This is a genomic window from Streptomyces sp. NPDC037083, from assembly GCF_055606485.1.
Genome location: NZ_JBVJSQ010000005.1, coordinates 553,465 through 576,904 on the forward strand (window position 1 = coordinate 553,465; position 23,440 = coordinate 576,904).

22 protein-coding genes are annotated in these 23,440 nt (G+C 71.1%); 13 read left to right on the forward strand and 9 right to left on the reverse strand.

The window, feature by feature from the left end; genetic code table 11:
* Positions 1 to 2: 2 nt before the first annotated feature.
* Positions 3 to 551: an RNA polymerase sigma factor gene (locus tag ACZ7DE_RS17335; RefSeq protein ID WP_470761956.1), complete on the reverse strand. Its 549-nt coding sequence runs from the start codon at positions 549 to 551 to the stop codon at positions 3 to 5.
* Positions 552 to 669: 118 nt separating this feature from the next.
* On the opposite strand from ACZ7DE_RS17335, the gene ACZ7DE_RS17340 reads away from it, so the two are divergent.
* The 8 genes from ACZ7DE_RS17340 to pstB all read left to right on the forward strand — a co-directional run bounded on the left by ACZ7DE_RS17340 (position 670) and on the right by pstB (position 9,621).
* Positions 670 to 1,095 carry a GntR family transcriptional regulator gene (locus ACZ7DE_RS17340; protein WP_470762060.1) on the forward strand — a complete coding sequence of 142 codons (426 nt, stop codon included), beginning with the start codon at positions 670 to 672 and terminating at the stop codon, positions 1,093 to 1,095.
* Positions 1,096 to 1,129: 34 nt separating this feature from the next.
* A complete protein-coding gene (locus ACZ7DE_RS17345) occupies positions 1,130 to 3,487 on the forward strand; it encodes an RNA degradosome polyphosphate kinase (RefSeq protein ID WP_470761958.1) in 2,358 nt (785 codons plus the stop codon).
* On the forward strand, positions 3,468 to 4,658 hold the full coding sequence (locus tag ACZ7DE_RS17350; protein WP_470761960.1) for a CHAD domain-containing protein: 1,191 nt from the start codon (positions 3,468 to 3,470) through the stop codon (positions 4,656 to 4,658). The genes ACZ7DE_RS17345 and ACZ7DE_RS17350 overlap by 20 nt, the downstream gene beginning before the upstream one ends.
* 22 nt (positions 4,659 to 4,680) lie before the next feature.
* On the forward strand, positions 4,681 to 5,112 hold the full coding sequence (locus tag ACZ7DE_RS17355; protein ID WP_470761962.1) for an NUDIX hydrolase: 432 nt from the start codon (positions 4,681 to 4,683) through the stop codon (positions 5,110 to 5,112).
* 335 nt (positions 5,113 to 5,447) lie between these two features.
* A complete protein-coding gene (gene pstS / locus ACZ7DE_RS17360; RefSeq protein ID WP_470761964.1) occupies positions 5,448 to 6,578 on the forward strand; it encodes a phosphate ABC transporter substrate-binding protein PstS in 1,131 nt (376 codons plus the stop codon).
* Between the two features lie 137 nt (positions 6,579 to 6,715).
* On the forward strand, positions 6,716 to 7,735 hold the full coding sequence (pstC, locus tag ACZ7DE_RS17365) for a phosphate ABC transporter permease subunit PstC (protein WP_470761966.1): 1,020 nt from the start codon (positions 6,716 to 6,718) through the stop codon (positions 7,733 to 7,735).
* Positions 7,732 to 8,796: a phosphate ABC transporter permease PstA gene (pstA, locus tag ACZ7DE_RS17370; protein WP_470761968.1), complete on the forward strand. Its 1,065-nt coding sequence runs from the start codon at positions 7,732 to 7,734 to the stop codon at positions 8,794 to 8,796. Before pstC ends, pstA begins: the two co-directional genes overlap by 4 nt.
* 48 nt (positions 8,797 to 8,844) lie before the next feature.
* Positions 8,845 to 9,621 carry a phosphate ABC transporter ATP-binding protein PstB gene (gene pstB / locus ACZ7DE_RS17375; RefSeq protein WP_470761970.1) on the forward strand — a complete coding sequence of 259 codons (777 nt, stop codon included), beginning with the start codon at positions 8,845 to 8,847 and terminating at the stop codon, positions 9,619 to 9,621.
* Between the two features lie 902 nt (positions 9,622 to 10,523).
* Here the strand turns inward: pstB and ACZ7DE_RS17380 are convergent.
* Positions 10,524 to 11,522 carry an inorganic phosphate transporter gene (locus ACZ7DE_RS17380; RefSeq protein ID WP_470761972.1) on the reverse strand — a complete coding sequence of 333 codons (999 nt, stop codon included), beginning with the start codon at positions 11,520 to 11,522 and terminating at the stop codon, positions 10,524 to 10,526.
* Between the two features lie 7 nt (positions 11,523 to 11,529).
* The gene (locus tag ACZ7DE_RS17385) at positions 11,530 to 12,150 is read right to left on the reverse strand and encodes a DUF47 domain-containing protein (protein ID WP_069770624.1); all 621 of its coding nucleotides are present in this window, start codon (positions 12,148 to 12,150) and stop codon (positions 11,530 to 11,532) included.
* A gap of 215 nt (positions 12,151 to 12,365) precedes the next feature.
* On the opposite strand from ACZ7DE_RS17385, the gene ACZ7DE_RS17390 reads away from it, so the two are divergent.
* On the forward strand, positions 12,366 to 12,806 hold the full coding sequence (locus ACZ7DE_RS17390) for a metal-sensitive transcriptional regulator (protein ID WP_470761974.1): 441 nt from the start codon (positions 12,366 to 12,368) through the stop codon (positions 12,804 to 12,806).
* Between the two features lie 83 nt (positions 12,807 to 12,889).
* Here ACZ7DE_RS17390 and ACZ7DE_RS17395 read toward each other — a convergent pair whose 3' ends face one another.
* Positions 12,890 to 13,087 carry a hypothetical protein gene (locus ACZ7DE_RS17395; protein WP_470761976.1) on the reverse strand — a complete coding sequence of 66 codons (198 nt, stop codon included), beginning with the start codon at positions 13,085 to 13,087 and terminating at the stop codon, positions 12,890 to 12,892.
* Positions 13,088 to 13,267: 180 nt separating this feature from the next.
* Complete coding sequence (locus ACZ7DE_RS17400; protein ID WP_470761977.1) at positions 13,268 to 14,194, reverse strand: SCO4651 family lipoprotein; 927 nt, start codon at positions 14,192 to 14,194, stop codon at positions 13,268 to 13,270.
* Between the two features lie 539 nt (positions 14,195 to 14,733).
* Between ACZ7DE_RS17400 and ACZ7DE_RS17405 the strand changes: the two genes are divergently transcribed.
* Positions 14,734 to 16,305, forward strand: coding sequence for an FAD-binding oxidoreductase (locus ACZ7DE_RS17405; protein WP_470762062.1), 1,572 nt, complete (start codon positions 14,734 to 14,736; stop codon positions 16,303 to 16,305).
* Positions 16,306 to 16,440: 135 nt separating this feature from the next.
* On the opposite strand, the gene ACZ7DE_RS17410 is transcribed toward ACZ7DE_RS17405, so the two are convergent.
* Positions 16,441 to 17,151 (reverse strand): phosphatase PAP2 family protein, encoded by a 711-nt coding sequence (locus tag ACZ7DE_RS17410; RefSeq protein WP_470761979.1) that lies wholly within the window; start codon positions 17,149 to 17,151, stop codon positions 16,441 to 16,443.
* A gap of 168 nt (positions 17,152 to 17,319) precedes the next feature.
* Positions 17,320 to 18,327 carry a C40 family peptidase gene (locus ACZ7DE_RS17415; RefSeq protein ID WP_470761981.1) on the reverse strand — a complete coding sequence of 336 codons (1,008 nt, stop codon included), beginning with the start codon at positions 18,325 to 18,327 and terminating at the stop codon, positions 17,320 to 17,322.
* A gap of 89 nt (positions 18,328 to 18,416) precedes the next feature.
* Between ACZ7DE_RS17415 and ACZ7DE_RS17420 the strand changes: the two genes are divergently transcribed.
* Together ACZ7DE_RS17420 and ACZ7DE_RS17425 are read left to right on the forward strand one after the other, a co-directional pair.
* A complete protein-coding gene (locus tag ACZ7DE_RS17420) occupies positions 18,417 to 18,998 on the forward strand; it encodes a hypothetical protein (protein WP_470761983.1) in 582 nt (193 codons plus the stop codon).
* 129 nt (positions 18,999 to 19,127) lie between these two features.
* Positions 19,128 to 19,886, forward strand: coding sequence for a carbonic anhydrase (locus ACZ7DE_RS17425; protein WP_470761985.1), 759 nt, complete (start codon positions 19,128 to 19,130; stop codon positions 19,884 to 19,886).
* A gap of 19 nt (positions 19,887 to 19,905) precedes the next feature.
* On the opposite strand, the gene ACZ7DE_RS17430 is transcribed toward ACZ7DE_RS17425, so the two are convergent.
* Both ACZ7DE_RS17430 and ACZ7DE_RS17435 read right to left on the reverse strand, forming a co-directional pair.
* Complete coding sequence (locus ACZ7DE_RS17430) at positions 19,906 to 20,652, reverse strand: trypsin-like serine peptidase (protein ID WP_470761987.1); 747 nt, start codon at positions 20,650 to 20,652, stop codon at positions 19,906 to 19,908.
* Between the two features lie 436 nt (positions 20,653 to 21,088).
* Positions 21,089 to 21,508, reverse strand: coding sequence for an SgcJ/EcaC family oxidoreductase (locus tag ACZ7DE_RS17435; protein WP_470761989.1), 420 nt, complete (start codon positions 21,506 to 21,508; stop codon positions 21,089 to 21,091).
* A 270-nt stretch (positions 21,509 to 21,778) separates the two neighbouring features.
* On the opposite strand from ACZ7DE_RS17435, the gene ACZ7DE_RS17440 reads away from it, so the two are divergent.
* Positions 21,779 to 23,116 (forward strand): S53 family peptidase, encoded by a 1,338-nt coding sequence (locus tag ACZ7DE_RS17440; protein WP_470761991.1) that lies wholly within the window; start codon positions 21,779 to 21,781, stop codon positions 23,114 to 23,116.
* Positions 23,117 to 23,440: the final 324 nt, after the last annotated feature.

Sequence of the window (23,440 nt, forward strand, 5' to 3'; positions counted from 1 at the left end):
CCTCATGCCAGCGCCTCCCGCAGTTGCTTGCGGGCACGCTGGGCCCGCGTCTTGACGGTGCCGGGCGGGATGCCGAGCAGAACGGCCGCCTCCCGGGTGGTGAGCCCGTCGATGACGGTCGCCTGCAGGACGGCCCGCAGCTCCGGCGAGAGGCGGGTGAGGGCCCCGGCGAGGTCCCCGTGCTCCACCCCCGCGAGCACGCGTTCCTCCGCCGAGGCCTCGTCCCGGTGGCGCAGCCGGGCCAGCGCCTGGCGCAGCCGGCCGCGCGCCCCGTCGCCCCGCATGGCGTCGACCAGGCGGCGGGCGGCGATGCGCCACAGCCAGCCGGCGGCGTCGGGGGAGCCCTCCTCGCGGTAGCGGGCGGTGCCGCGCCACACCGCGAGGAACGTCTCCTGGACGACGTCGTCGACTATCCCGGCGTCGGCGCAGCGCCCGCGCATGCGCGCGGTCAGCCACGGGGCGTACCGCCGGTACAGCTCCTCGAAGGCGTGACGGTCCCGGTCTGCCGCGATGGCCCGCAGCAGCTCCCCGTCGCTTCTCGTTTCGCTCACATCCCCTCATCGGACGAGCCCCGCCGATCGGTTCACGGCCGACCGCACGAATTTTTCTTGACTTGCACACCACCACAAACCACCCTTTCACTACTCAATTAGTGAAAGCCGGGTGGTCGTGGTCGAATACCGCATCGACCGGCACAGCGGCGTGGCCAACTACGTCCAGATCGTCCAGCAGACCAAGCAGGCCCTGCGCCTGGGCCTGCTGCGGGCCGGCGACATGCTGCCCACCGCACGCGAGGCCGTCGAGGCGACCGCCGTCAACCCGAACACCGTGCTGAAGGCGTATCGCCAGCTGGAGCGCGACGGGCTGGTGGAGGCCCGGCGCGGCCTCGGCACCTTCGTGCGGCGCGGACTGAGCACCGCCCCCGCACACACGCCCCTGCGCGCCGACCTGGACGCGTGGGCCGTCCGGGCCAGGGAGACCGGACTGGACCGCGACGACGTGGCCGCGCTCTTCGCCGCCGTCCTCGACGAACACTTCACGGCACCCGACCCCCGCGAGCCGCCCCCCGATATCCCGCACGCCATGTCTCCGTAACCGTTGGTTCAGACGACCTTGCGACGCTCGGTGAATGAAGCCCGCCGTGCCCGAGCCTTCGCCGCCTCCCGAGGGAATCCAGCCCCACGGAAGCTCCGCCGCGATCCCGCCCGCACGTTCCGACGCGCCTGTCTCGCTGTTCGCGCGGAAGAATGGGTACATGAGCCAGTCAGACACCCAGGCCGAGGTCCAGCACGCGCAGCCCTCCGTGGGCTCCATAGCCGCGCACCGCCCGCATACCGTGGCTGCCGTCGTCTCCGATCTGGAGCCCGACATCGATGCCGACCTCGACACCTACGAGGAGGCGCCGTACGACGGCCCCCAGCTCCCGCAGGGTCGTTTCCTCGACCGGGAGCGCAGCTGGCTCGCGTTCAACGAGCGCGTCCTGGAACTCGCCGAGGACCCGAGCACGCCCCTGCTCGAGCGGGCCAACTTCCTCGCCATCTTCGCCAGCAACCTGGACGAGTTCTTCATGGTCCGGGTGGCCGGACTGAAGCGCCGCATCGCCACCGGCGTCGCCACCCGCTCCGCCTCCGGCCTCCAGCCGCGCGAGGTGCTGGAGATGATCTGGGCCCGCTCGCGCGAACTCATGGCCCGGCACGCCGCGACCTACCACGAGGACATCGCCCCCGCCCTCGCGGAGGAGGGCATCCACCTGGTCCGCTGGAGCGAGCTGACGGAGAAGGAGCAGGCTCGCCTGTTCACCCTGTTCCGGCACCAGATCTTCCCGGTCCTGACCCCCCTGGCCGTCGACCCCGCGCACCCCTTCCCGTACATCTCGGGCCTCTCGCTCAACCTCGCGGTCGTCGTGCGCAACCCGGTCAGCGGCCACAAGCACTTCGCGCGCGTCAAGGTGCCCCCGCTGCTGTCCCGCTTCCTGGAGAGCTCCCCCGGCCGCTACGTCCCCATCGAGGACGTCATCGGCGCCCACCTGGAGGAGCTGTTCCCGGGCATGGAGGTGCTGGAGCACCACGCCTTCCGGCTCACCCGCAACGAGGACCTCGAGGTCGAGGAGGACGACGCCGAGAACCTCCTGCAGGCCCTGGAGAAGGAGCTCATGCGGCGCCGCTTCGGGCCGCCGGTGCGCCTGGAGGTCGAGGAGTCCATCGACCGCGAGGTGCTCGACCTGCTGGTGCGCGAGCTGAAGGTCTCCGAGGCGGAGGTCTACCCGCTCCCCGGCCCGCTCGACCTCACCGGTCTCTTCCGCATCCACGGTCTCGACCGGCCCGAGCTGAAGTACAAGAAGTTCATCGCCGGCACCCACCGCGATCTCGCCGAGGTCGAGTCGGCGTCCGCGCCGGACATCTTCGCGGCCCTGCGCAGCCGCGACGTCCTGCTGCACCACCCGTACGACTCCTTCTCCACGTCCGTGCAGGCGTTCCTGGAGCAGGCGGCGGGCGACCCCGACGTCCTCGCCATCAAGCAGACGCTGTACCGCACCTCGGGCGACTCCCCGATAGTCGACGCGCTCATCGAGGCCGCCGAGTCCGGCAAGCAGGTCCTCGTCCTGGTCGAGATCAAGGCCCGGTTCGACGAGCACGCCAACATCAAGTGGGCGCGCAAGCTGGAGGAGGCCGGCTGCCACGTCGTCTACGGCCTGGTCGGCCTCAAGACCCACTGCAAGCTGTCGCTGGTGGTGCGCCAGGAAGGCGACACGCTGCGGCGCTACTGCCACGTCGGCACCGGCAACTACCACCCGAAGACGGCCCGGCTCTACGAGGACCTCGGTCTGCTCACCGCCGACCCGCAGGTCGGCGCGGACCTCTCGGACCTCTTCAACCGGCTCTCCGGCTACTCCCGCCGCGAGACCTACCGCCGCCTCCTGGTCGCCCCCAAGTCGCTGCGCGACGGCCTGATCTCACGCGTCGACAAGGAGATCCAGCACCACCGCGCGGGACGGCCGGCGCACGTCCGCATCAAGGTCAACTCGATCGTCGACGAGGCCCTCATCGACTCCCTCTACCGGGCGTCGCAGGCGGGCGTCCAGGTCGACGTATGGGTGCGCGGGATCTGCGCGGTGCGCCCGGGAGTTCCCGGCCTGTCGGACAACATCCGGGTCCGCTCCATCCTCGGCCGCTTCCTCGAGCACTCCCGCGTCTTCGGCTTCGGCAACGGCGGGGAGCCCGAGGTGTGGATCGGCAGCGCCGACATGATGCACCGCAACCTCGACCGCCGGATCGAGGCCCTGGTCAGGGTCACCGACCCGGGCCACCGGGCGTCCCTGAACCGGCTGCTGGAGACCGGGATGTCCGACGGCACCGCCTCGTGGCACCTCGGCCCGGACGGCGAATGGACCCGGCACTCGACCGACGCGGACGGCGGGCCCCTGCGCAACGTCCAGGAGATGCTCATAGACGCCCGGAGGCGCCGGCGTGGCACAGCGACACCATGACCTGACGGACCCCGCGGCCGGGCCCGCGACGACCGGGGACGCCCTCGCGGACTACCTCCGGGCCCAGGCCACGGAGTTCCTCCGCGCCCTGCGCCTGCACCGGGAGTCGGGGGGCGGGACGTCGAACGGCTCGTCGCACGCGGGCGGGGGCGCCGGCCGGGCGCACGCGCGCGCGGGGGACGGCGGCGCGGCGGGCGTCGCGCAGGAGCGGGTCGACGCGGCGCGCGCCCTGCGCCGCTCGGCCCGCCGCATCAGCGGCAGCCTGCACACCTTCCGCCCCCTCCTCGACCCCGACTGGTCGGAGGACATCCGCCCCGAACTGGCCTGGCTGTCGGGCACGTTGGGCCTGGAGCACGCGTACGGGGCCCGGCTGGAGAGACTGCTGCTGGCGCTGAACCGGCTGTCCGGCTCGGCCCCGGCGCCGATGCCCATGGCGACGACGGTCCCGGTCCAGGTCCAGACCCTGGCCCAGCCCCAGCTGAGCGGGGCGGCCGGCCCCGCCGCGGGCGGCGACCGCGCGGCCGCCCGCCCGGCCGCCCCGGACCGCGGCAACCTCACCGTGGGCGCGGCGAAGGCGGGCGCCCTCCTGGACCGCCAGCTCACCCTGGCCCGCACCCGGGCCCACTCCACCGCCCTGCAGGCCCTCGGCTCCTCACGCTTCCACGCGGTCGCGGACAAGGTCGCCGTCCTCGCCAGCGAGGTCCCCCTGACGCCGGCCGCCCTCACCACCGACCTGCGGCCCCTCGCCAAGGCCGCCGAGGAACGCCTCACCGACGCGGTGACCGCGCTTCCGCTCGTCACCGCGGGCAGCCCCTACAACGCGGCGGCCCTCGTCCACGGCCTCTCCCCGGACCCGTCCCCGCACCCGCAGGACGCGCCCTGGCACCAGGTCCGCCTGCTGCTGCGGCTGCACCGGTACTCCTGCGAGGTCGTCCACGGCCGCGGCGCCCCCCTGGACGTCCGTCTGCTCGGCGCGGGCCAGGCCCTCGACCGGCACCGCGACGCCTCGGAGGCGGCGTCCGCCGCGGCGCAGGCGGCCCGCACCCCCCGCATCGCGCCCGCGACCGCGTACGCGCTCGGCGTGCTCCACGCCGACCAGAGGCATGAGGTGGAGGCGGCGCGGTACGCGTTCCAGAGGTCGTGGCAGAAGCAGCCCATCGGCGCACCCTGACCAGGCAGGCGGTGAGATCCAGGTGAGCACTGCGAGAGACCCCGACGACGACGTCGTCCAGGCGGCCGGCTGTGTGCTGTGGCGCCGCTCCCCGACGGCCGGCGGACTGGAGGTATGCCTCGTCCACCGCCCCAAGTACGACGACTGGTCGCACCCCAAGGGCAAGCTGAAACGCGGCGAGGACCCGCTCTCGGGCGCCCTGCGCGAGGTCGAGGAGGAGACGGGGCACCGGGCCGTGCCCGGGACGCGGCTGCCGACCATGGAGTACGAGGCGAACGGCCGCCCCAAGCAGGTCCGCTACTGGGCCGCCGAGGCCGTCTCCGGCGCGTTCACGCCGAACGACGAGGTCGACCGCCTCCTGTGGCTGCCCCCGTCGACCGCCCGCAACCGGCTCACCCAGCCGAGGGACCGCACCCTCGTGGACGCACTGCTGCAGGTCCTGCACCTGGCATAAAAGATGCCGAGAACCGTCCCCGACCCTGGACCGGCCCGACAAGGACCGCCCCCGGAGGGGGCCGGACCCGACCCGCACGAATCAGGACCGGCCAGACCGGCCCCGCCGGAATCGTCCCGTGTCCTCGACGTAAGCGTTCCGTGACCTAACCGCACCGACGGCAGGGGTTCACCCGCCGTTCACCCGCGCCCGTAAGCGCCTTCACCTGATCTGCCTAATTTCAGCCTTACGCGGTGCGGCTCGCGACAAGCGGGACGTGTCCGCACCAAGCAGACTTCGCACACTCCGCACGCCGCCGGATTCAGGACGGCGGCTCCTGGAAGGACCTCCCCCAAGTGAAGCTTCAGCGCATGAACCGGCGGGCTCTCTCCCTCGGTGCTCTCGCCGTCTCCGGCGCCCTGGCCCTCACGGCGTGCGGCTCCGACGACACCGGCTCCGCCAAGAGCGGCGGCGACTCCTCCGCCACCGCGGCCGCCGGATCCATCAAGTGCGACGACGCCAAGGGCCAGCTCCTCGCCGACGGCTCCTCCGCGCAGAAGAACGCGATCGACGCCTGGGTGAAGAACTTCACGCAGGCCTGCTCCGGCGTCCAGGTCAACTACAAGGGCTCCGGCTCCGGCGCGGGCGTCACGGCGTTCACGCAGGGCCAGGTCGCCTTCGCCGGCTCGGACTCCGCGCTGAAGCCCGAGGACGTCACCGCCTCGAAGTCGGTCTGCAAGGGCGGCCAGGGCATCGACCTGCCGATGGTGGCCGGCCCGATCGCCGTCGCCTACAACGTCTCCGGCGTGGACAACCTGGTGCTCGACGCCTCCACGATCGCCAAGATCTTCGACGGCAAGATCACCAACTGGAACGACGCCGCGATCGCCAAGCTCAACCCCGGCGCGAAGCTCCCCGACCTGAAGATCCAGCCGTACCACCGCTCCGACGAGTCCGGTACGACCGACAACTTCACCAAGTACCTGATCGCCGCCGCCCCGAACGACTGGAAGTACTCCGGCGGCAAGGCCTGGCAGGCCAAGGGCGGCCAGGCCGCGGCCGGCTCCTCCGGAGTCGCCCAGGGCGTGAAGCAGACCAACGGCGCGATCGGCTACATGGAGCTGTCCTACGCCAAGGACGGCCTGGGCACCGTCGCCGTCGACACGGGTGCCTCGGCCCCGGTCAAGGCCTCCTCCGACGGCGCCACCAAGGCCGTCGCCGCCGCGAAGGTCGTCGGCACCGGCAGCGACCTGTCGCTGAAGCTGGACTACAACACCAAGGCCGACGGCGCCTACCCGCTCACCCTGGTCACGTACGAGATCGCCTGCGACAAGGGCAACAAGGCCGACACCCTGCCCGCCACCAAGGCGTTCCTGCGCTACATCGCCAGCACCGAGGGCCAGGGCATCCTCTCGGGCATCGACTACGCGCCGATCCCCGACTCCATCATCTCCAAGGTCCGCACCACCATCGAGGGCCTGAGCTGATCTGAGAGGTGCGGTCCGGTCGGGGGAACTCGGTCCGGACCGCACCCGTCCGGTGCACCGCCGCCAGGGGCCGCACGCGATCCGGCCCCACCCGAGCCGCCGATACCCGCGGGCGGCTCCGCAGACCGGAGATCCCCATGAACATAAAGACGCACCAGACAGACACGGACGACATCCCACCCCCCGCGACCCCGCCGCCTCCGACGGCCGAGGAGAAGCGCGCGGCCCGCGGCGCCACTCGGCCCGGTGACCGGATCTTCCTCGGTCTCTCCCGCGGCTCGGGCATCTTCCTGCTGGTGATCATGGCCGCGATCGCGGTCTTCCTCACCTACCGGGCGTACCTCGCCATCAGCAAGGACGAGGCCAACTTCCTCACCGCCTTCGAGTGGAACACCAGCCTCGTCCCGCCGAAGTTCGGCATCGCGGTCCTGGCCTTCGGCACAGTGGTCTCGTCGATCATCGCGATGGTCATCGCGGTCCCGATCGCCGTGGCGATCGCCCTCTTCATCACCCACTACGCCCCGCGCCGCATGAGCGGCCCCGTCGCGTACGTGATCGACCTGCTCGCCGCCGTGCCGTCCATCGTGTACGGCCTCTGGGGCGCCCTGGTCCTCGTACCGCACATGGACGGCCTGTTCGGCTGGCTGGACGACTACCTGGGCTGGACCGGCGTCTTCTCCTGGGACCAGGGCGCACCGCGCTCGATGCTCACGGTGGGCATCCTGCTGGCCGTCATGATTCTCCCGGTCATCACCAACGTCAGCCGCGAGGTGTTCCGGCAGGTTCCGCAGATGCACGAGGAGGCCGCGCTGGCGCTCGGCGCCACCCGCTGGGAGGTCATCCGCATGTCGGTGCTGCCCTTCGGCCGCTCCGGCGTGATCTCGGCCTCGATGCTGGGACTCGGCCGAGCGCTCGGCGAGACGATGGCGGTGGCCACCGTGCTCTCCCCCGACTTCGACATCCACGCCAGCCTCCTCAACCCGGGCGGCGGCACCTTCGCCCAGAACATCGCCAGCAAGTTCAACGAGGCGACGGAGTTCGGCCGTGACGCGCTCATCGCCTCCGGTCTGGTCCTGTTCGTCATCACCCTGCTGGTCAACGGCGCGGCTCGCATGATCATCGCCCGCCGCAAGGAGTACTCGGGGGCCAACGCATGAGCCACGCAAGCGCAGTAGCAGACAAGGCCCCGAGCACGCTCCGCGGCGCCAGCCTGCCCAAGTGGTTCGCCTGGGCCGTCGCGGCGGGCTCGCTCGCCCTCGCGGTCGTCATCGGCATCGCCGGCGGGCTGGACAGCAAGGTCCAGTGGGGTCTGATCGCCGGCATCCTCTTCATCCTCGGCACGTACGCCATCGCCACGAAGGTGGAGGGCAGCCGCCAGGCGAAGGACCGGGTGGCGACGAGCCTGGTCTGGGTGGCGTTCCTGCTGGCGGTCGTCCCGCTGGTCTCCCTCCTGTGGACGACGATCCAGCGGGGCGTGAAGGTCCTGGACGTCTACTTCCTCACCCACTCGATGGGCGTGGTGGCGGACAGCGAGCCGGGCGGCGGCATCTACCACGCGATCCTCGGCAGCCTGGAGCAGGTCGGCCTGGCCACCGCGATCGGCGCGCCGATCGGCATCCTGACGGCCATCTACCTGGTGGAGTACGGCCGCGGCAACCTGGCCAGGGCGGTCACGTTCTTCGTGGACGTGATGACCGGCATCCCCTCCATCGTGGCCGGCCTGTTCATCCTCAGCCTGATGCTGATGCTCGACATGCAGCCGTTCGGCTTCGCCGGCTCACTCGCGCTGGCGATCCTGATGATGCCGGTCGTCGTACGCTCGACAGAGGAAATGCTGAAACTGGTTCCGAACGAGCTGCGCGAGGCCTCTCTCGCCCTGGGCGTCCCCAAGTGGCGCACGATCCTGAAGGTGGTAGTCCCGACGTCGATCGGAGGCATCATCACGGGCGTGATGCTGGCGATCGCCCGTATCGCCGGCGAGACGGCGCCGGTCCTGCTCCTGGTCTTCGGAAACCCGTTCATCAACGCCAACCCCTTCGAGGGCGCGCAGGCGTCGCTTCCGCTGTACATCTACCAGCAGTACGCGCAGAGCGCGGGTTCGACGGCGGCCTACGACCGGGCCTGGGCCGCGTCGCTCACGCTGATCGCCTTCGTGATGATCCTCAACCTGGTGGCCCGCGGCCTCGCCCGCTGGAAGGCCCCGAAGACCGGTCGCTGAAGCGGCCACAGCGACTGATCTATACGACCGGGAAGTGAAGTAGAACACATGGCCAAGCGAATCGACGTAAGCGGGCTGACCGCCTACTACGGAGCCCACAAGGCGATCGAGGACATCTCGATGACGGTCGAGCCGCGCTCGGTGACGGCCTTCATCGGCCCCTCCGGCTGCGGCAAGTCCACGTTCCTGCGCACGCTGAACCGCATGCACGAGGTGACCTCCGGCGGCCGGGTCGAGGGCAAGGTGCTCCTGGACGACGAGGACCTCTACGGCGCGGGCGTGGACCCGGTGTCCGTGCGCCGCGAGGTCGGCATGGTCTTCCAGCGTCCGAACCCCTTCCCCACGATGTCGATCTTCGACAACGTGGCGGCGGGCCTGCGGCTGAACGGCTCGTACAAGAAGTCCGCGCTCGCGGACGTGGTCGAGAAGTCCCTCAAGGGCGCGAACCTCTGGAACGAGGTCAAGGACCGCCTGAACAAGCCCGGCTCGGGCCTGTCGGGCGGCCAGCAGCAGCGGCTGTGCATCGCGCGGGCGATCGCGGTGGAGCCGAAGGTCCTGCTGATGGACGAGCCCTGCTCGGCCCTCGACCCGATCTCCACCCTCGCCATCGAGGACCTGATCGGCGAGCTGAAGGAACGCTTCACGATCGTCATCGTGACGCACAACATGCAGCAGGCGGCGCGCGTCTCTGACCGCACGGCGTTCTTCAACCTGGCCGCCGTCGGCCAGCCCGGCAAGCTGGTCGAGATCGACGACACGGAACGCATCTTCTCCAACCCGTCGGTCCAGGCGACCGAGGACTACATCTCAGGCCGCTTCGGCTGACCCCGAACCCCTCGCGGTGCTGCATGGCGGTGCCACCGCGAGGACGCAAAGAGCCCGCCCCCCGTCTTCGGGGGGCGGGCTCACGCGTTGCAGGAGGCGGGACGACACCGGGCCACGGCCGGCCCCGGCGGGACGAGGCGCCGAGAGGCGAGGTCCGCAGGGGGCTGAACCTCCAGGGGGCGCCCGGGCTTCGGGCGAAGCCCTGAGACGAGGGCCACTCGTCAACCCACCGAGCGGGGGCGCGGGCGAACGACACTCGCGGGCGCCACAGGGGGCGGAGCCCCCACCCGAGTTCGGCACGGAGCCCGGAAACGACGACGCCCCTTCAACCCACCGAGCCGGGCGGCGAGCGAAACCTCGGGGGCGCAGGAGGCGCCCCTCGCCGAGAGCCGGGGCAGAGCCCTGAAACGACTGCCCCCTACAGCCCACCGTGCCAAGCGCCCGGGCGAAGCCCCCCGGAGCGCGGGCCCCACCGGGGCCAGAACGAAGCCCCGAACGACGGGACCTCTTCAACCCACCGAGCGGGCGAGCGGGCGAACCCCGCAGGGACGCAGAAGGCTGAAACCCCACGAGGACGCAAGGGGGCAGAACCCTGCCGGGGCCGGGGGCGGGGGCGGAGCCCCGAGGGAGCGGCACCCCTCCAGCCCACCAGGCCGGGCGAGCGGGCGAACCCCGCAGGGCGCAGAAGGCAGGCACCCCACGAGGGCGCAGGGGGGCAGAACCCTGCCGGGGCCGGGGGCGGGGCCCCGAAACGACGGCCCCCCCTCATCCCACCGAGCCGGGCGGACGGACGCCCCTCGGGGCGCAAGGGGCGAGGCCCCCGCCGGGGTTCGGGGCCAAGCCCCGCGGGAGCGGCACCCCTCTACCCACCGAGCCGGGCGGGCGGGTGGGCGAACCCCCGGCTACAGAAACACCAGGTTCACGATCCAGAACGCGCAAGCCGCGACAACCGCAGCCGCCGGCATCGTGATGAACCACCCGAGGACGATGTTCTTGGCGACTCCCCACCGCACGGCGTTGATCCGCTTCGTCGCCCCCACACCCATGATCGCCGAAGTGATCACATGCGTCGTCGAGATCGGCGCCTTGAACAGGAACGCCGTGGTGAACATGATCGACGCGCCGGTCGTCTCCGCGGCGAACCCCTGCGGCGGATCAAGCTCGATGATCTTCCGCCCGAGCGTCCGCATGATGCGCCAGCCACCCGCGTACGTCCCCAGCGACAGCATCACCGCACAAGCGATCTTCACCCACACCGGAATGGGATCGTCGGCCCCCTGGACATCGCCGATGACCAGCGCCATCACCACGATGCCCATCGTCTTCTGCGCGTCCTGCAGACCGTGCCCCAGCGCCATGCCCGCGGCCGAGACGGTCTGAGCTATCCGGAAACCCCGCTTCGCCTTGTGCGGGTTCGCCCGCCGGAACATCCACAGGATGGCCGTCATCACCAGGTATCCGGCGATGAGTCCGACCACCGGCGAGACGAACATCGGGATGACGACCTTGTCGAGCACCCCGGACCAGATCACGTCCGTGCCACCCGCGAGCGCGGCCCCCACCATGCCGCCGAACAACGCGTGCGACGACGACGAGGGCAACCCGAAGTACCAGGTGACGAGGTTCCAGACGATCGCCCCGACCAGCGCGGAGAACAGGATCCCCATTCCCGTGGACCCGTCAGGCGTCTCGATCAGCCCCTTGCTGACCGTGTGTGCGACGCCACTCCCCAGGAACGCGCCGGCCAGGTTCATCACCGCGGCCATGGCCAGCGCGGCACGCGGCGTCAGGGCCCGCGTGGAAACGGACGTGGCGATGGCGTTCGCCGAGTCGTGGAAGCCGTTCGTGTACGTGAATCCGAGCGCGACGCCGATGGTCACGACCAGAGCAAAGGTGTCCATGAAGTGTTCAGGACTCCTTGACCGCGATGGTCTCCACCGTGTTGGCCACGTGCTCGAAGGCGTCGGCGGCCTCCTCCAGCACATCCACGATCTGCTTCAGCTTGAGCACCTCGATGGCCTCGTACTTGCCGTTGAAGAGGTGCGCGAGCAGCTTGCGGTGGATCTGGTCGGCCTGGTTCTCGAGCCGGTTGACCTCGATCCAGTACTCGGTGAGGTTCTGCATGGTGCGCAGGTTCGGCATGGCCTCCGCCGTGAGCTCCGCGGCCCGTGCCAGCACCTCGATCTGCTGCTCGACGCCCTTGGGCAGCTCCTCGACGTTGTAGAGGACGACCAGGTCGACGGCCTCCTCCATGAAGTCCATGATGTCGTCGAGGGAGGACGCGAGGTTGTAGATGTCCTCGCGGTCGAAGGGCGTGATGAACGAGGAGTTCAGCTGGTGGAAGATCGCGTGCGTCGCGTCGTCACCTGCGTGTTCCGCGGCCCGCATACGCTCAGCGATCTCGGCCCGGGCGGAGGTGTCCGCCCCGAGGAGTTCCATCAGGAGTTTCGAGCCCGTGACGATGTTGTCCGCGGACGCGGCGAACATGTCGTAGAAGCTCGTCTCCCTGGGGGTCAGACGAAAGCGCACGTGGGGTCCTCAAGATGCATCGGTTTCGGTCAGGCTGATGCTAGGCGCATCATCCGGCCACGGCTAATGGGCCGTCCCCCAGTGTCGCCCATCAGACAGACCGACCGGCAGGGGGGCGGCCGGCACAGTGGCGCTCGGGGGCGTCTACCCGCCAAAGTTCGGTACCATATACCCGGTAGGGGTATATGTCGGGAGCTTGAGCGCTGGAGGACACGATGACGACCACCGAGGCCGGCGCGCAAGCCCCCTCCGCACCCGAGGCGGACCGCGCCCCCGAGACCGGCGGCGTGGCCGAATCCGACCGGGCCGCCACCCCGAACGACTCTCCGCCCACAGGCGCCGCCGCACCGGAGAGCGCGAGCACCGCCGCCCCCGTCCACGGCTACCACAAGCAGAAGGCCGAGCACCTCAAGCGCCTGCGCCGCATCGAGGGCCAGATCCGCGGCCTGCAGCGCATGGTCGACGAGGACACCTACTGCATCGACATACTCACGCAGGTGTCCGCCTCCACCAAGGCCCTGCAGTCCTTCGCCCTGCAGCTACTGGAAGAGCACCTGCGCCACTGCGTCGCCGACGCGGCCCTCAAGGGCGGCGACGAGATCGACGCGAAGGTGGAAGAGGCGACCAAGGCGATCGCCCGCCTGCTGCGCACCTGACCCGACAGGCCCGCCGACGCACACCTCGGTGCACACCGCAGGGCGCACACCTCACCCGGCGGACACCTCAGCTGCCGCGCACCTCAGCCACCGGGCGCCTCCGCCCGGTCCGCCCGGGCCGCCCGTTCCTCCCCGACCCGCAGCACCTGGTCGATGCTCTCCAGGCTGAGCCGGTCCCCGCCGGCCGCCGAGGCCGCGATGATCAGCTCTCCGCACAGTTCGATCTCGGCGAGAGCCACGTGGTCCTGAACTGCCGTACCGCCGCCCGGAGCCACGCGCATCACCTCGTCTCTGCCGTCACCGGCTTCCTAGAGTAGGGAGCGCTATACACCGAGCGCATGGCACGGACGGGCTAGTCCTTGTGCCCAGCCGGTGGCTGAAACCGTCTACTCAAAACCCACCGAACCCCACCGAAGCCCGCGAACCCGCAGGCAGGCCCGCCGACCGTCCCGGAGCGCGGTTCAGTCCTCCGCGATCCGCCCCGCGTAGATGTCCCCGGCTGCGGGCAGCCGCACGTCGACGGGCGCGCCGAAGTCGTACAGCAGCGTCGTGGACGCGACCGCCACGACCTCCCTCCGCCGTTCCTTCCGACCACTCCCACCGCTCTCGCCCTTCCCGCCGGTCTCGCGGCTCCGACCGGTCCCGCCGGTCCCGCCGCTCTGCGCGTTCCGACCGTTCACGAAGCTGAACCGGTGCCGGATCTTACGGATCCGCCCCTCGTCGTCGAGGTACACGTCGAACGGCACCCGGGCCGTGGCAAACCCTTTCGCCGCCGCCCGCAGGGACTCCCGTCCTCCGGCCGAAGCGCCCTCGGCGGCCAGCGCCAGGTCGGCGGTCCCGCGATAGTGCCGCACCGCGGTCCCGGCCACTTCGGTCCTCCCCACGTACGTGGCGTGTCGCGTCCCCCGCAGAACCTCGGCGGCGGCGAAGGGATCGGTGGCGCCGCCGGTCACCAGGTTCCCGTCGGACAGGGTCGCCGTCTCCACCCGCACCCACTTGTCGTCCGGCACCCCGGCCCCCCGGTTCTTCATGAACAGGGCTCCGGGCGCGAGGAGTTCGGTGATCGGCCGGTGCTCGCTGACCCCGGCCGGATCCTGCGGCAGCAACACCTTCAACTCCCCGAGCTGCCTGCGGTAGTCGTACACACCCTGCCCCCGGATGGTCACCCGGGTCCCGCCGGTGGCCATCTCCATGGACGTACGGGCCTTCGACGTGCCCGCTTCGACGAGGGTGTCGGCGGCCCGGTGCAGCGTCTCGACGGGGTCGGCCGCCCTGCCGTCCTCGGCGGCCCGTCCGCCCCCGGAACACCCGGCGGCGCACACACAGACCCCAGCCACGATCCCCGTCAGGACCGTGGCGCCCCTCTGCCTGCGCTGGCGCTCCGTCATGGCCTGTCTACCCCCAGCCGGTACGTCCGTCACGGGCCTGCTGCCGCTCCGGTTCAACGACGGGCAGGCGCTCACCGTCACGCAGGCCGAAGTCCTGAGACCGCCGGACGGGTCCTTCGCCGAAACTGGGTAACGTTGTCCTTGTGACACAGCAGGACGGCTCGGCCCCTCCCCGCCCCGACGGGGAACACAGCACCACGACCGTCGAACAGGGCAGGTTCTGCCTGGCCCGCTGCACCTGCGGCTGGCGCGGCCCGGCCCGCAGAGCGAGGAGTCTCGCCAGAGCGGACGCGGAGGGTCACAGCCGCGTCTGAACGGCGAGCCGCATCCGGTCGCGGCCACTTCCGGTCGATGTCACCGCCTGATCGACGTCACCTCCGGGCGACGTCACCGTCCGGTCGATGTCACCGTCCGGTCGATGTCACCGTCCGGACGACGTCACCGTTCCGTCACCGCCGGAACCCGCAGGAACCTGTGGTCCCATGACCCCGTCTCGCTCCATGAAGCCGAAACAGGCGGCCGAGGGAAGGCGCAAGAACATGGAACGGCGTACGTTCATCGCAGGCGGCACCGCCGCGATCGCCGCGGCAGCGGCCGCGTGCAAGGCGAACGGCGGCAGCGCGAGCGCCTCCGCGTCGGGCTCCGGAGGGACCGGCGCCACCGGGGACACAGGGGCAGCGCTGACGACGACCAGCGTCGCCGCCCCGGCCAACTGGGCTGCGCTGGCCCGCGACCTGGACGGCACCCTCGTCCGTCCCGGCGAAGCCTCCTGGGCCGCGGCCCGCCAGCTCTACAACACCCGCTTCGACAGCCTCAAGCCCGCGGCGGTGGCCTACGTCGCGCACGCCGAGGACATCCGCACGGTCATGGCGTACGCCCGCGCCCACCGGACCAAGGTCGCGATCCGCAACGGCGGCCACTCCTACGGCGGCTGGTCCTCGGGCGACGGCCGGCTGATCATCGACGTCTCCAAGCTGAACCGGGTCCGGGCGAGCGGCGGCACGGCCGTGGTCGGCGCGGGCTCCAAGCTGATCGACGTCTACCGGGCGCTCGCCGCGAAGGGCGTCACGATCCCGGCCGGGTCCTGCCCGACGGTGGGCGTCTCCGGGCTCGTCCTGGGCGGCGGCCACGGCGTCGTCTCCCGCGCCTACGGCCTGACCTGCGACAGCCTCACCCGGGCCACGATCGTCACCGCGGACGGCAAGCAGCTCACCGCCGACGCGACGACGAACAAGGACCTGTTCTGGGCCCTGCGCGGAGCAGGCAACGGCAACTTCGGCGTCGTCACGGAACTGCAGTTCAAGACCCACCCCGCCCCCCAGGCCGTGACCGGCTACCTCACCTGGCCCTGGTCGAGGGCGGCCGCGGTGGTGAAGGCCTGGCAGGAGTGGGGGCCGTCCCAGCCCGACGAGATCTGGTCCTCCCTCCACGTGGCGAACGCGGCGGGCGGCACCCCCACCATCTCGGTCGCCGCCTTCTGCATCGGCACGTACGGGCAGCTCCAGAACGCCGTGGACCGGCTGGCGGACCGGGTGGGCGCTCCCGCGACGAACGTCTCGCTGCGCCGCCGTTCGTACGAGCAGGCGATGGAGATCTACGCCGGCTGCTCCTCCTTCTCCTCCGACGCCCAGTGCCATCTGCCCGGCTCCACTCCGGGCCGCTCCCCGCAGGGCGCGCTCGGCCGGGAGACGTACGCGGCCCGCTCGGACTTCTTCGACGTCTCCCTGTCGACGGCCGGCATCCAGACCCTGCTCAAGCAGATCCGGACGGTCCAGGGCGGCTCGGGCAGCATCGCCCTGACGGCCCTGGGCGGCGCGGTGAACCGGGTCTCGCCGACGGCCACGGCGTTCGTCCACCGCCGTTCACGCATGCTGGCGCAGTACATCGCCTCCTGGCGGGCGGGCACGACGGGAACGGCGGCCCAGTCCTGGCTGAACACGGCCCACAAGGCGATGGCGCCGTACGCCTCGGGGGCGGCCTACCAGAACTACGCGGACCCGACCCTGACGAACTGGCGCAAGGCCTACTACGGCGCGGCGCTCCCCCGCCTGACCCAGCTGAAGAAGCAGTACGACCCCAACGGCTTCTTCAGCTACCCCCAGGCCCTCTGAAATCCGAACGCCGCGGAGAGCCGCCCGGGAACCACGGGCCGAACGCCCCACAAGGCGACCGGCCCGACAAGGCGTGTGAGCCGAACGGACCGAACAACCGAACGAGCCGAACGAACCCGACGCGCCGGACGGCTCCTAGGCGGCGAGGTCCCGTTCCTCCGCGGCGAGTTCGGCGCGCGAGCCGGTGACGAACCCGTCCAGCTCTCCGACCCGGGCGGCCCGTCCGCGCACGAGCCACCCGGCCCGCGGCGAGCGGTCGACGGCCTTCAGCACGGGGGTGAGCATCATGGAGGCGATGGGCGACAGCAGCAGGGCCACCGCGGTCCCGAGCGCGAACCCGCCGACCACGTCGGTCGGATAGTGCACCCCCATGTACACCCGGCAGAACCCCTCGAGCAGGGCGATCCCTATCCCGACGAGCCCGAACTTCCGGTTGGCGACGAACAGTCCGACGGCCATGGCCATGGTGAGGGTGGCGTGATCGCTCACGAAGGAGTAGTCGGTCTTGCCGGAGACCAGCACCTCCAGCCCCTGATGGTCGCGGAAGGGCCGGGGACGCTCGACGAAACCGCGTATGGGCACGTTCACCAGCACGGCGACGCCGGCGGCGAGCGGCGCCCACACCAGGGCGGCGACGGAGGACGCGGCCTCCTCGGCCCCACCGGGCCGCCGCCGGACGCCCCACCAGCACCACACGATGAGCAGCACCATGGCGAGCAGCAGCCCGTACTCGCCCACGAACTCGACGATCCGGTCGAGCCAGTGGGGGGCTTCCTTGGCCAGCCCGTTGATGTCGTAGAGCAGGTCGACGTCGGGGTTCGACCCGGATTCGGCGAGTCCAGCCATGGTGCTGCGGCCCCTTCGTCGTGTGCTGCCCGGCGCACCTCACATGCGCCCGCCTCAACAGGAACGCACGGCCCCGGTTGATACGTTCCACTCTCCACTGAATGATCACTCAGACGTTATCGAAGAGAGACAGATCCCCGCAGCTCAGGGCCGGGGTCCCGGCTCGCCTCACACCGTCGTCGGCAGCGCTTTCGCGCCATCTTCGGTGACCCGGGTGGCCCCGAAGTACTCGGACGTGTCGATGGGGTCGAACCGGATGACGGCGCCCGTGTAAGGGGCGTCGATCATGTACCCGCCCCCGACGTAGATACCCACGTGGTGGATGGCCCGCGAGTTGCCGAGGTCGGTGGAGAAGAACACCAGGTCCCCCGGCAGCAACTCGCTCCGCTTCGGATGCGGACCGGCGTTGTACTGGTCGTTCGCCACCCGGGGCAGGGTGATCCCGACGCTCTCGTAGGCGGCCTTGGTCAGCCCGGAACAGTCGAAGCGTCCGCCCTGGTCAGCGGTGCCGTTCCCACCCCACAGATAGGGCGTCCCGAGCTTCTTCTGAGCGAAGTAGATGGCCCCGGCGGCCTGCTTCGACGGATCCACCCGGGTGACGGGGGCGGCGAAGGACTCCTCCAGAGTCGTGATCGTCTTCACGTAGTTCTGGGTCTCCCGGTACGGCGGCACACCCCCGTATCTGATGACCGCGTCCGGCCCCGCGTTGTACGCCGCGAGCATGTTCTTCGTGATGTCCCCGGAAACGGTCTTCACGTACGACGCGAGCTGGCAGTCGTACGACGCGGCCGACGGAATCGCGTCATTCGGGTCCCAGACGTCGCGGTCGCCGTCCCCGTCGCCGTCGACGCCGTGCGTGGCCCACGTCCCCGGGATGAACTGCGCTATCCCCTGCGCGGCGGCGGCGCTCCGCGCCCTCGGGTTGAACCCGCTCTCCTGGTAGAGCTGGGCGGCGAGCAGCGCGGGATTGATGGCCGCGCAGAGATTGCCCCACTTCTGCACGAGCGTCTGATAGGCGGCGGGCACGGCGCCCTTGGCCAGCTGCCGCGTCGCTCCGCTCACCTCGTTGGCGAGGTTCCCACCGACCACGTAGACCCCGATGACGAGCGCCATCATGAAGGCGACCCCGGCACTGACGGCAGCGGTCGCTACGATCCATGCCTTACGCACCGTCAACCGCCCCTCACCGCCCAGGAGTCCGCCCCCGACAGTGTAGGGGCGGCCCTCTCGCTGCGGGGCGACCAAGCACAAGGAGAAACCCGCACGTGGCGACGCCCTACCCACCGCAGCAGCCCCTTCAGCCCAACCCTGCGGGTCCGCAAGGGGGTTACGCGTCGAACCCGTTGCAGCATCCGGCCTACGCGGCGCCGGGGGCCGGGTACGGCCCGCCTCCGCAGGCTGCTGTGCCGGGGTCTCAGTACGGGCCCCACGGCGGGCAGTCGCCGTACCCCGTGCACGGCGGAGTGGCCGTCTGCCGGATATGCGCTGCGCAGCCGGCCTCGGCGGACATCGAGATCCGTCAGCACACGGGGCTGATCCTGGCCATGCGGACCGCCAAGGTGGAGGGGCCGCTGTGCCGTACCTGCGCGACCGCGATCCACCGTGACATGACGGCCAAGACGCTGGCCGGCGGCTGGTTCAGCGTGCTGTCCCTGTTCCTGCTGTGCTGGCTGACCCTGGCGTGGAACCTCTACACCCACTTCAAGATCGCCAAGCTCCCGCATCCCGCCCCGACGGCCGCCACCCTCACCCCCGGCAAGCCGGTCTTCCGGCGTCCGATGGCGTACGTGGGCATCACGCTCGTCGCGAGCTGGCTGGTGTTCCTGGTCGTGAGCGCTTTGGGCTAGCGGGCCGGGTAAAAGGCGGCCCACGCCGACGCCAAGGATCGCCCAGCGTTCGATCCCGTGATCCCCATCCAGGGCAATGATCGGGCAACGTCCACGACGGGGTTCGGGCTCGGACGTACGTTCCACCCCGTGAACCCGGATGACACCCCCCACGGATCTGTCCACCACGGTCGGGCCGCCACCGCTCGCCGCGCGCTTCTGCGCGGCCTGGCCGGCGCGGCGACCCTCGGCGGCCTCGCCCTCGGAGCGACCTCCGCCTCCGCCGCCCCCGGCGCAGCCACCCCGCGCGGTACCGGGCGCCGACCGGCCACCGCCGACGAGGTGCTGCGGGAGCTCGCCGCGGGCAACCGGCGCTGGCGCACCTACCGCGAGCGGCACCCGGACGAAACGCCCGTCGTCCGCACGAGCCTGACGTCAGGTCAGCATCCCTTCGCCGTCGTCCTCGGCTGCATCGACTCCCGTGTGCCGCCCGAGCTGGTCTTCGACCAGGGGCTCGGCGACCTGATGACCGTCCGCACGGCGGGTGAGGTCCTCGACGAGGCCGTGCTCGGCAGCGTGGCCTACGGGGTGCTCGAGCTGGGGATACCGCTGGTGATGGTGCTCGGGCACCAGTCGTGCGGAGCGGTGAAGGCGGCCGTCCAGGCGGATCTGTCCGGGGAGCGGCTGCCCGCGCACATCCAGTACCTGGCCGACCGGATAAGTCCGTCCATAGACCGCACGAAGGACGGCGACGCCCGCGTCGACTCCACCATCGACGCCAACGTGCGAGCCGTCCGCTCGAGTCTCGCCGCCGAGCCCGACCTCGCCGCGAAGATCGCCGCCGGCGAGCTGGCCGTCGTCGGCGCCCGCTACGAGCTGACCACCCAGCTCGTGCACCGCCTTGCGTAACACCCCGTAGCGGCTGCCCCTAGGGGTCGGAGGCCGCGTCCCGGTACAGCTCCGCGGCCTCCGACCCCAGCACCACGCTGTACGAGACGTCGGCCGTGGCCCCGCCCTGCTCATGGCCGCCGAGGACGCCCACGACCTGGCCGTCGCCGTTCACCCACGGGCTGCCGCTCGTGCCGCCCGTGAAGCCGGGGCAGGCTATGCGCTGCTGGGCGGGGTTGTGCAGGGTGGGCCGGTTCGTGCAGCGGACCGGCTCCTCGGCGGCATGGGGGTACCCGGTCACGGTCACGGCGGTGGCCCCGGTGGCGGTACGCGTGGCGAACCCGTTGGCGCCGACCACGTCCTCGACGCCCTCGCCGTCTTGGTCGTCGAGGACGGCGAACGCCACGTCGCTGTCCTCGTCCCGGTCCTTGGCCCAGCCGTCGGGCAGGAAGACCCGCCCGACCTTCCAGACCCCGTAGGGGGCCTCCCCGTCGCGGTACCCGGGGATGAAGACCAGTTCATCGGCCTCCTCCAGGCAGTGCGCGGCCGTGGCGACGAGGTCGTGGTGCGGGCTGTGCACCACCGACGCGGTGCAGAAGTGCTCGCCGTCGAATCTGCCGGCCTCGGCGTCCTCGGCCGTGAACAGCGCGCCGACCCGAGCGGTCTGCGGCGTCGCCACAGCGACGGCCGTCACCCCCAGGGGGCCGGGCCCGCCGTCGGCGGCCGCCTCGGAGGCGGAGGTGACGGCCAGCAGGACGACCGCACCGAGCAGGGCGTTTCGCTTCATCGGGTTCACTGTGTCCCACGAAGGTGAGAGAAACGTCAGTTACCTCTTTCGACGCTACCCGCACTCGGCCCACACAACCTTCCCGGCTTCGCCGCCGAGCGCCGCGGCCCCCCAGCGGGCGGCACGGGCCCGCACGAGGTGCGGTCCCCGCCCGTGCTCGTCGTGGACGTCGGGCGGCGTGACGTCGCGCAGGCCCCCCGGCGAAGTCGAAACCGGGCGGCACGCGGGGATCCGTGTCCCAGCCCCCGATCCGCAGCCGCCCCGGTTCCGCCGACCGCAGCCACAGCCGCAGCCGCAGCCGCAGCCGGAGGGCGCACGGCCCGTCGGTGTGCGGGAACGCGGAGGGTTGGACCGCCTGGACGGAGGCTGGGGCGAGGGCGGCGTCCGGCCCGGCGTCCACCCGAGACTCCCGCCGCCCGCGGACGCCGCCGGGCCGTCAGCCGTCGATCACCTCCGTGTTCTGGCAGGCCGTCAGCAGCCACCGCCCGCCTTCCTTCGCCATCACGTACAGAGGGCTCGTGGGGTTCCCGATCGGCTCGCCGTCCGCACCCCGGTACTGCGCGCGGACCTTCACCGCGGCCACGTCCGACCGGATGAACAGCACGTGCTCCACCTCGTACGTCACCGTCATGCCGTCCTTCATCGCGCCGGGCAGCACCCGGTGCGTGAACGCGGAGATCTCGGCGCGGCCGAAGAGGCGTCTGCCGTGGGCCGTGGTCCACAGCGCGTCCTCGCGGAAGAGGGCGACGAACTCGTCGGGCAGCTCGTTCCGCTGGGAGTGTTCGACGGCGGCCACCACGGCCCGGATCGCGGCCAGGTCGGCTTCACGGACATCGGTCGTTTCTGTCGTCTCCATGCCGGCGATCCTCTTAGCTCAAGCGCACTTGAGGTCAAGCCCCGGCCATCCGCGCACCATCCGCCCGCCATTGATCAGCAATACCGCAACCCCCTTCGGTAAGGCGGAAGTCAGGATTCCGCCGCCCATCTTGTTGTCGCGTACTCAACAAAGCAACAGTCGTCCGTGGGCCGCCGCCCGCCGCCGGGGACCACGTACCGGCGGCCATCACCACCCACGAGCACCACCACCCGCACTGCCCCTGCCACCCCACTCCCAGGAGCGTGTACGTTGCGTACGACACCCCCCAACTCCTCTGCCACATCGGGCAGATGGCGCCGCATCAGCGCCTCGGCCCTCGGCACCGCCGCCCTCGTGCTCGCCGGACTCGGCGGCGCGGCCCACGCGAGCGCGGCGCCCGCGGCCACCGCTCGGACCGCCTCCGCCAAGGTGACCTGGGCGGCCACCCCCTGCGCCACCCCCAGGCACAAGGGCGACCTGACCTGCAACTCCTTCCGCGTGACCGGCGGCACCACGGCCTTCCAGAGGGAACGCGCCGCCGAGACCGGCACCACCGCCAAGGTCACCCCGAAGGCCGCCGCCGCCAGCCCCACCGGCTACGGCCCGTCCGACCTCCAGGACGCCTACGGCCTCACCGAAGCGGCCGCGAGCAACGGCTCCGGCGAGACCATCGCCATCGTCGACGCCTATGACGACCCCAACGCGGCCGCCGACCTCGCCAAGTACCGCTCTTTCTACGGCCTGCCCTCCTGCACGGTCGCCAACGGCTGCTTCAAGAAGGTGAGCCAGACGGGCTCGACGACCTCACTGCCCACCGCCGACAGCGGCTGGGCCGAGGAGGAGTCCCTCGACCTCGACATGGCAAGCGCGGTCTGCCCGAACTGCAAGATCCTGCTGGTCGAGGCCACCTCGCCGTCCATGACCAACCTGGGCAAGGCCGTGAACGAGGCCGTCTCGCTGGGCGCGAAGTTCGTCTCCAACAGCTACGGAGGCTCGGAGTCCGCGTCGGACACCTCCTACGACACCTCGTACTTCAAGCACGCGGGCGTCGCCATCACCGTCAGCGCGGGCGACGAGGGCTACGGCGCGGAGTACCCGGCCGCGTCCCAGTACGTGACGTCCGTCGGCGGCACCGCCCTGTCCCGGTCCTCCACGGCCCGCGGCTGGACCGAGAAGGTCTGGAACACCAGTTCCACCGAAGGCACCGGCTCCGGCTGCTCCGCCTACGACGTCAAGCCCACCTGGCAGACCGACACCGGCTGCTCGAAGCGCACCATCTCCGACGTCTCGGCCGTGGCCGACCCGGCGACCGGAGTCTCCGTCTACGACTCCTACGGCGTCACCGCCGGCTGGTACACCTACGGCGGCACCAGCGCCGCGTCACCCGTCATCGCCGCGGTCTACGCCCTCGCCGGCACCCCCGGCAGCGGCGACTACCCGGCCGCCTACCCCTACGCGGCCTCCGGCACCTCCGCGCTGAACGACGTCACCAGCGGCAGCAACGGCACCTGCTCCGCCGGCGCCGCCTACCTCTGCACCGCGAAGTCCGGCTACGACGGCCCCACCGGCCTCGGCACCCCCGAGGGCACGGACGCCTTCACCGGCTGACCCCGCGTCACATCCGTCACACAGAGCAGCCGCAGTGGGCCGTGGGGGCCACACGCGGCGAAGGGCGAACGGGCCACGGCATCCAGCCGTGGCCCGTTCGCCCTTCGCCGTGCGGACCGTGACATCGTCGTCGTGAGAACATCGAAACGTACGCTCACCCGACCAGCCGTCAGAAACGGTGCGGGGCCGTGAAGTGGGCTAACGACGGAACCACACCACAGGTTCCGCTCCGGCCTCATTGCCCGGCGTGACCTGCCGTGATACACAGAGTGACCATACGAGCCAATCGTACGATTCCCGCCCGCCAATGACGCCAAGTCGACA

Excerpts from the sequence above, each read along its gene's own strand:
- ACZ7DE_RS17405 (WP_470762062.1), top strand. The coding sequence starts at position 14,734 with ATGGAACGGCGTACGTTCATCGCAGGCGGCACCGCCGCGATCGCCGCG.
- ACZ7DE_RS17390 (WP_470761974.1), top strand. The coding sequence starts at position 12,366 with ATGACGACCACCGAGGCCGGCGCGCAAGCCCCCTCCGCACCCGAGGCG.
- ACZ7DE_RS17435 (WP_470761989.1), bottom strand. The coding sequence starts at position 21,508 with ATGGAGACGACAGAAACGACCGATGTCCGTGAAGCCGACCTGGCCGCG.
- ACZ7DE_RS17400 (WP_470761977.1), bottom strand. The coding sequence starts at position 14,194 with ATGACGGAGCGCCAGCGCAGGCAGAGGGGCGCCACGGTCCTGACGGGG.
- ACZ7DE_RS17410 (WP_470761979.1), bottom strand. The coding sequence starts at position 17,151 with ATGGCTGGACTCGCCGAATCCGGGTCGAACCCCGACGTCGACCTGCTC.
- ACZ7DE_RS17430 (WP_470761987.1), bottom strand. The coding sequence starts at position 20,652 with ATGAAGCGAAACGCCCTGCTCGGTGCGGTCGTCCTGCTGGCCGTCACC.
- pstA (WP_470761968.1), top strand. The coding sequence starts at position 7,732 with ATGAGCCACGCAAGCGCAGTAGCAGACAAGGCCCCGAGCACGCTCCGC.
- ACZ7DE_RS17380 (WP_470761972.1), bottom strand. The coding sequence starts at position 11,522 with ATGGACACCTTTGCTCTGGTCGTGACCATCGGCGTCGCGCTCGGATTC.
- pstC (WP_470761966.1), top strand. The coding sequence starts at position 6,716 with ATGAACATAAAGACGCACCAGACAGACACGGACGACATCCCACCCCCC.
- ACZ7DE_RS17345 (WP_470761958.1), top strand. The coding sequence starts at position 1,130 with ATGAAGCCCGCCGTGCCCGAGCCTTCGCCGCCTCCCGAGGGAATCCAG.
- ACZ7DE_RS17395 (WP_470761976.1), bottom strand. The coding sequence starts at position 13,087 with ATGCGCGTGGCTCCGGGCGGCGGTACGGCAGTTCAGGACCACGTGGCT.
- pstB (WP_470761970.1), top strand. The coding sequence starts at position 8,845 with ATGGCCAAGCGAATCGACGTAAGCGGGCTGACCGCCTACTACGGAGCC.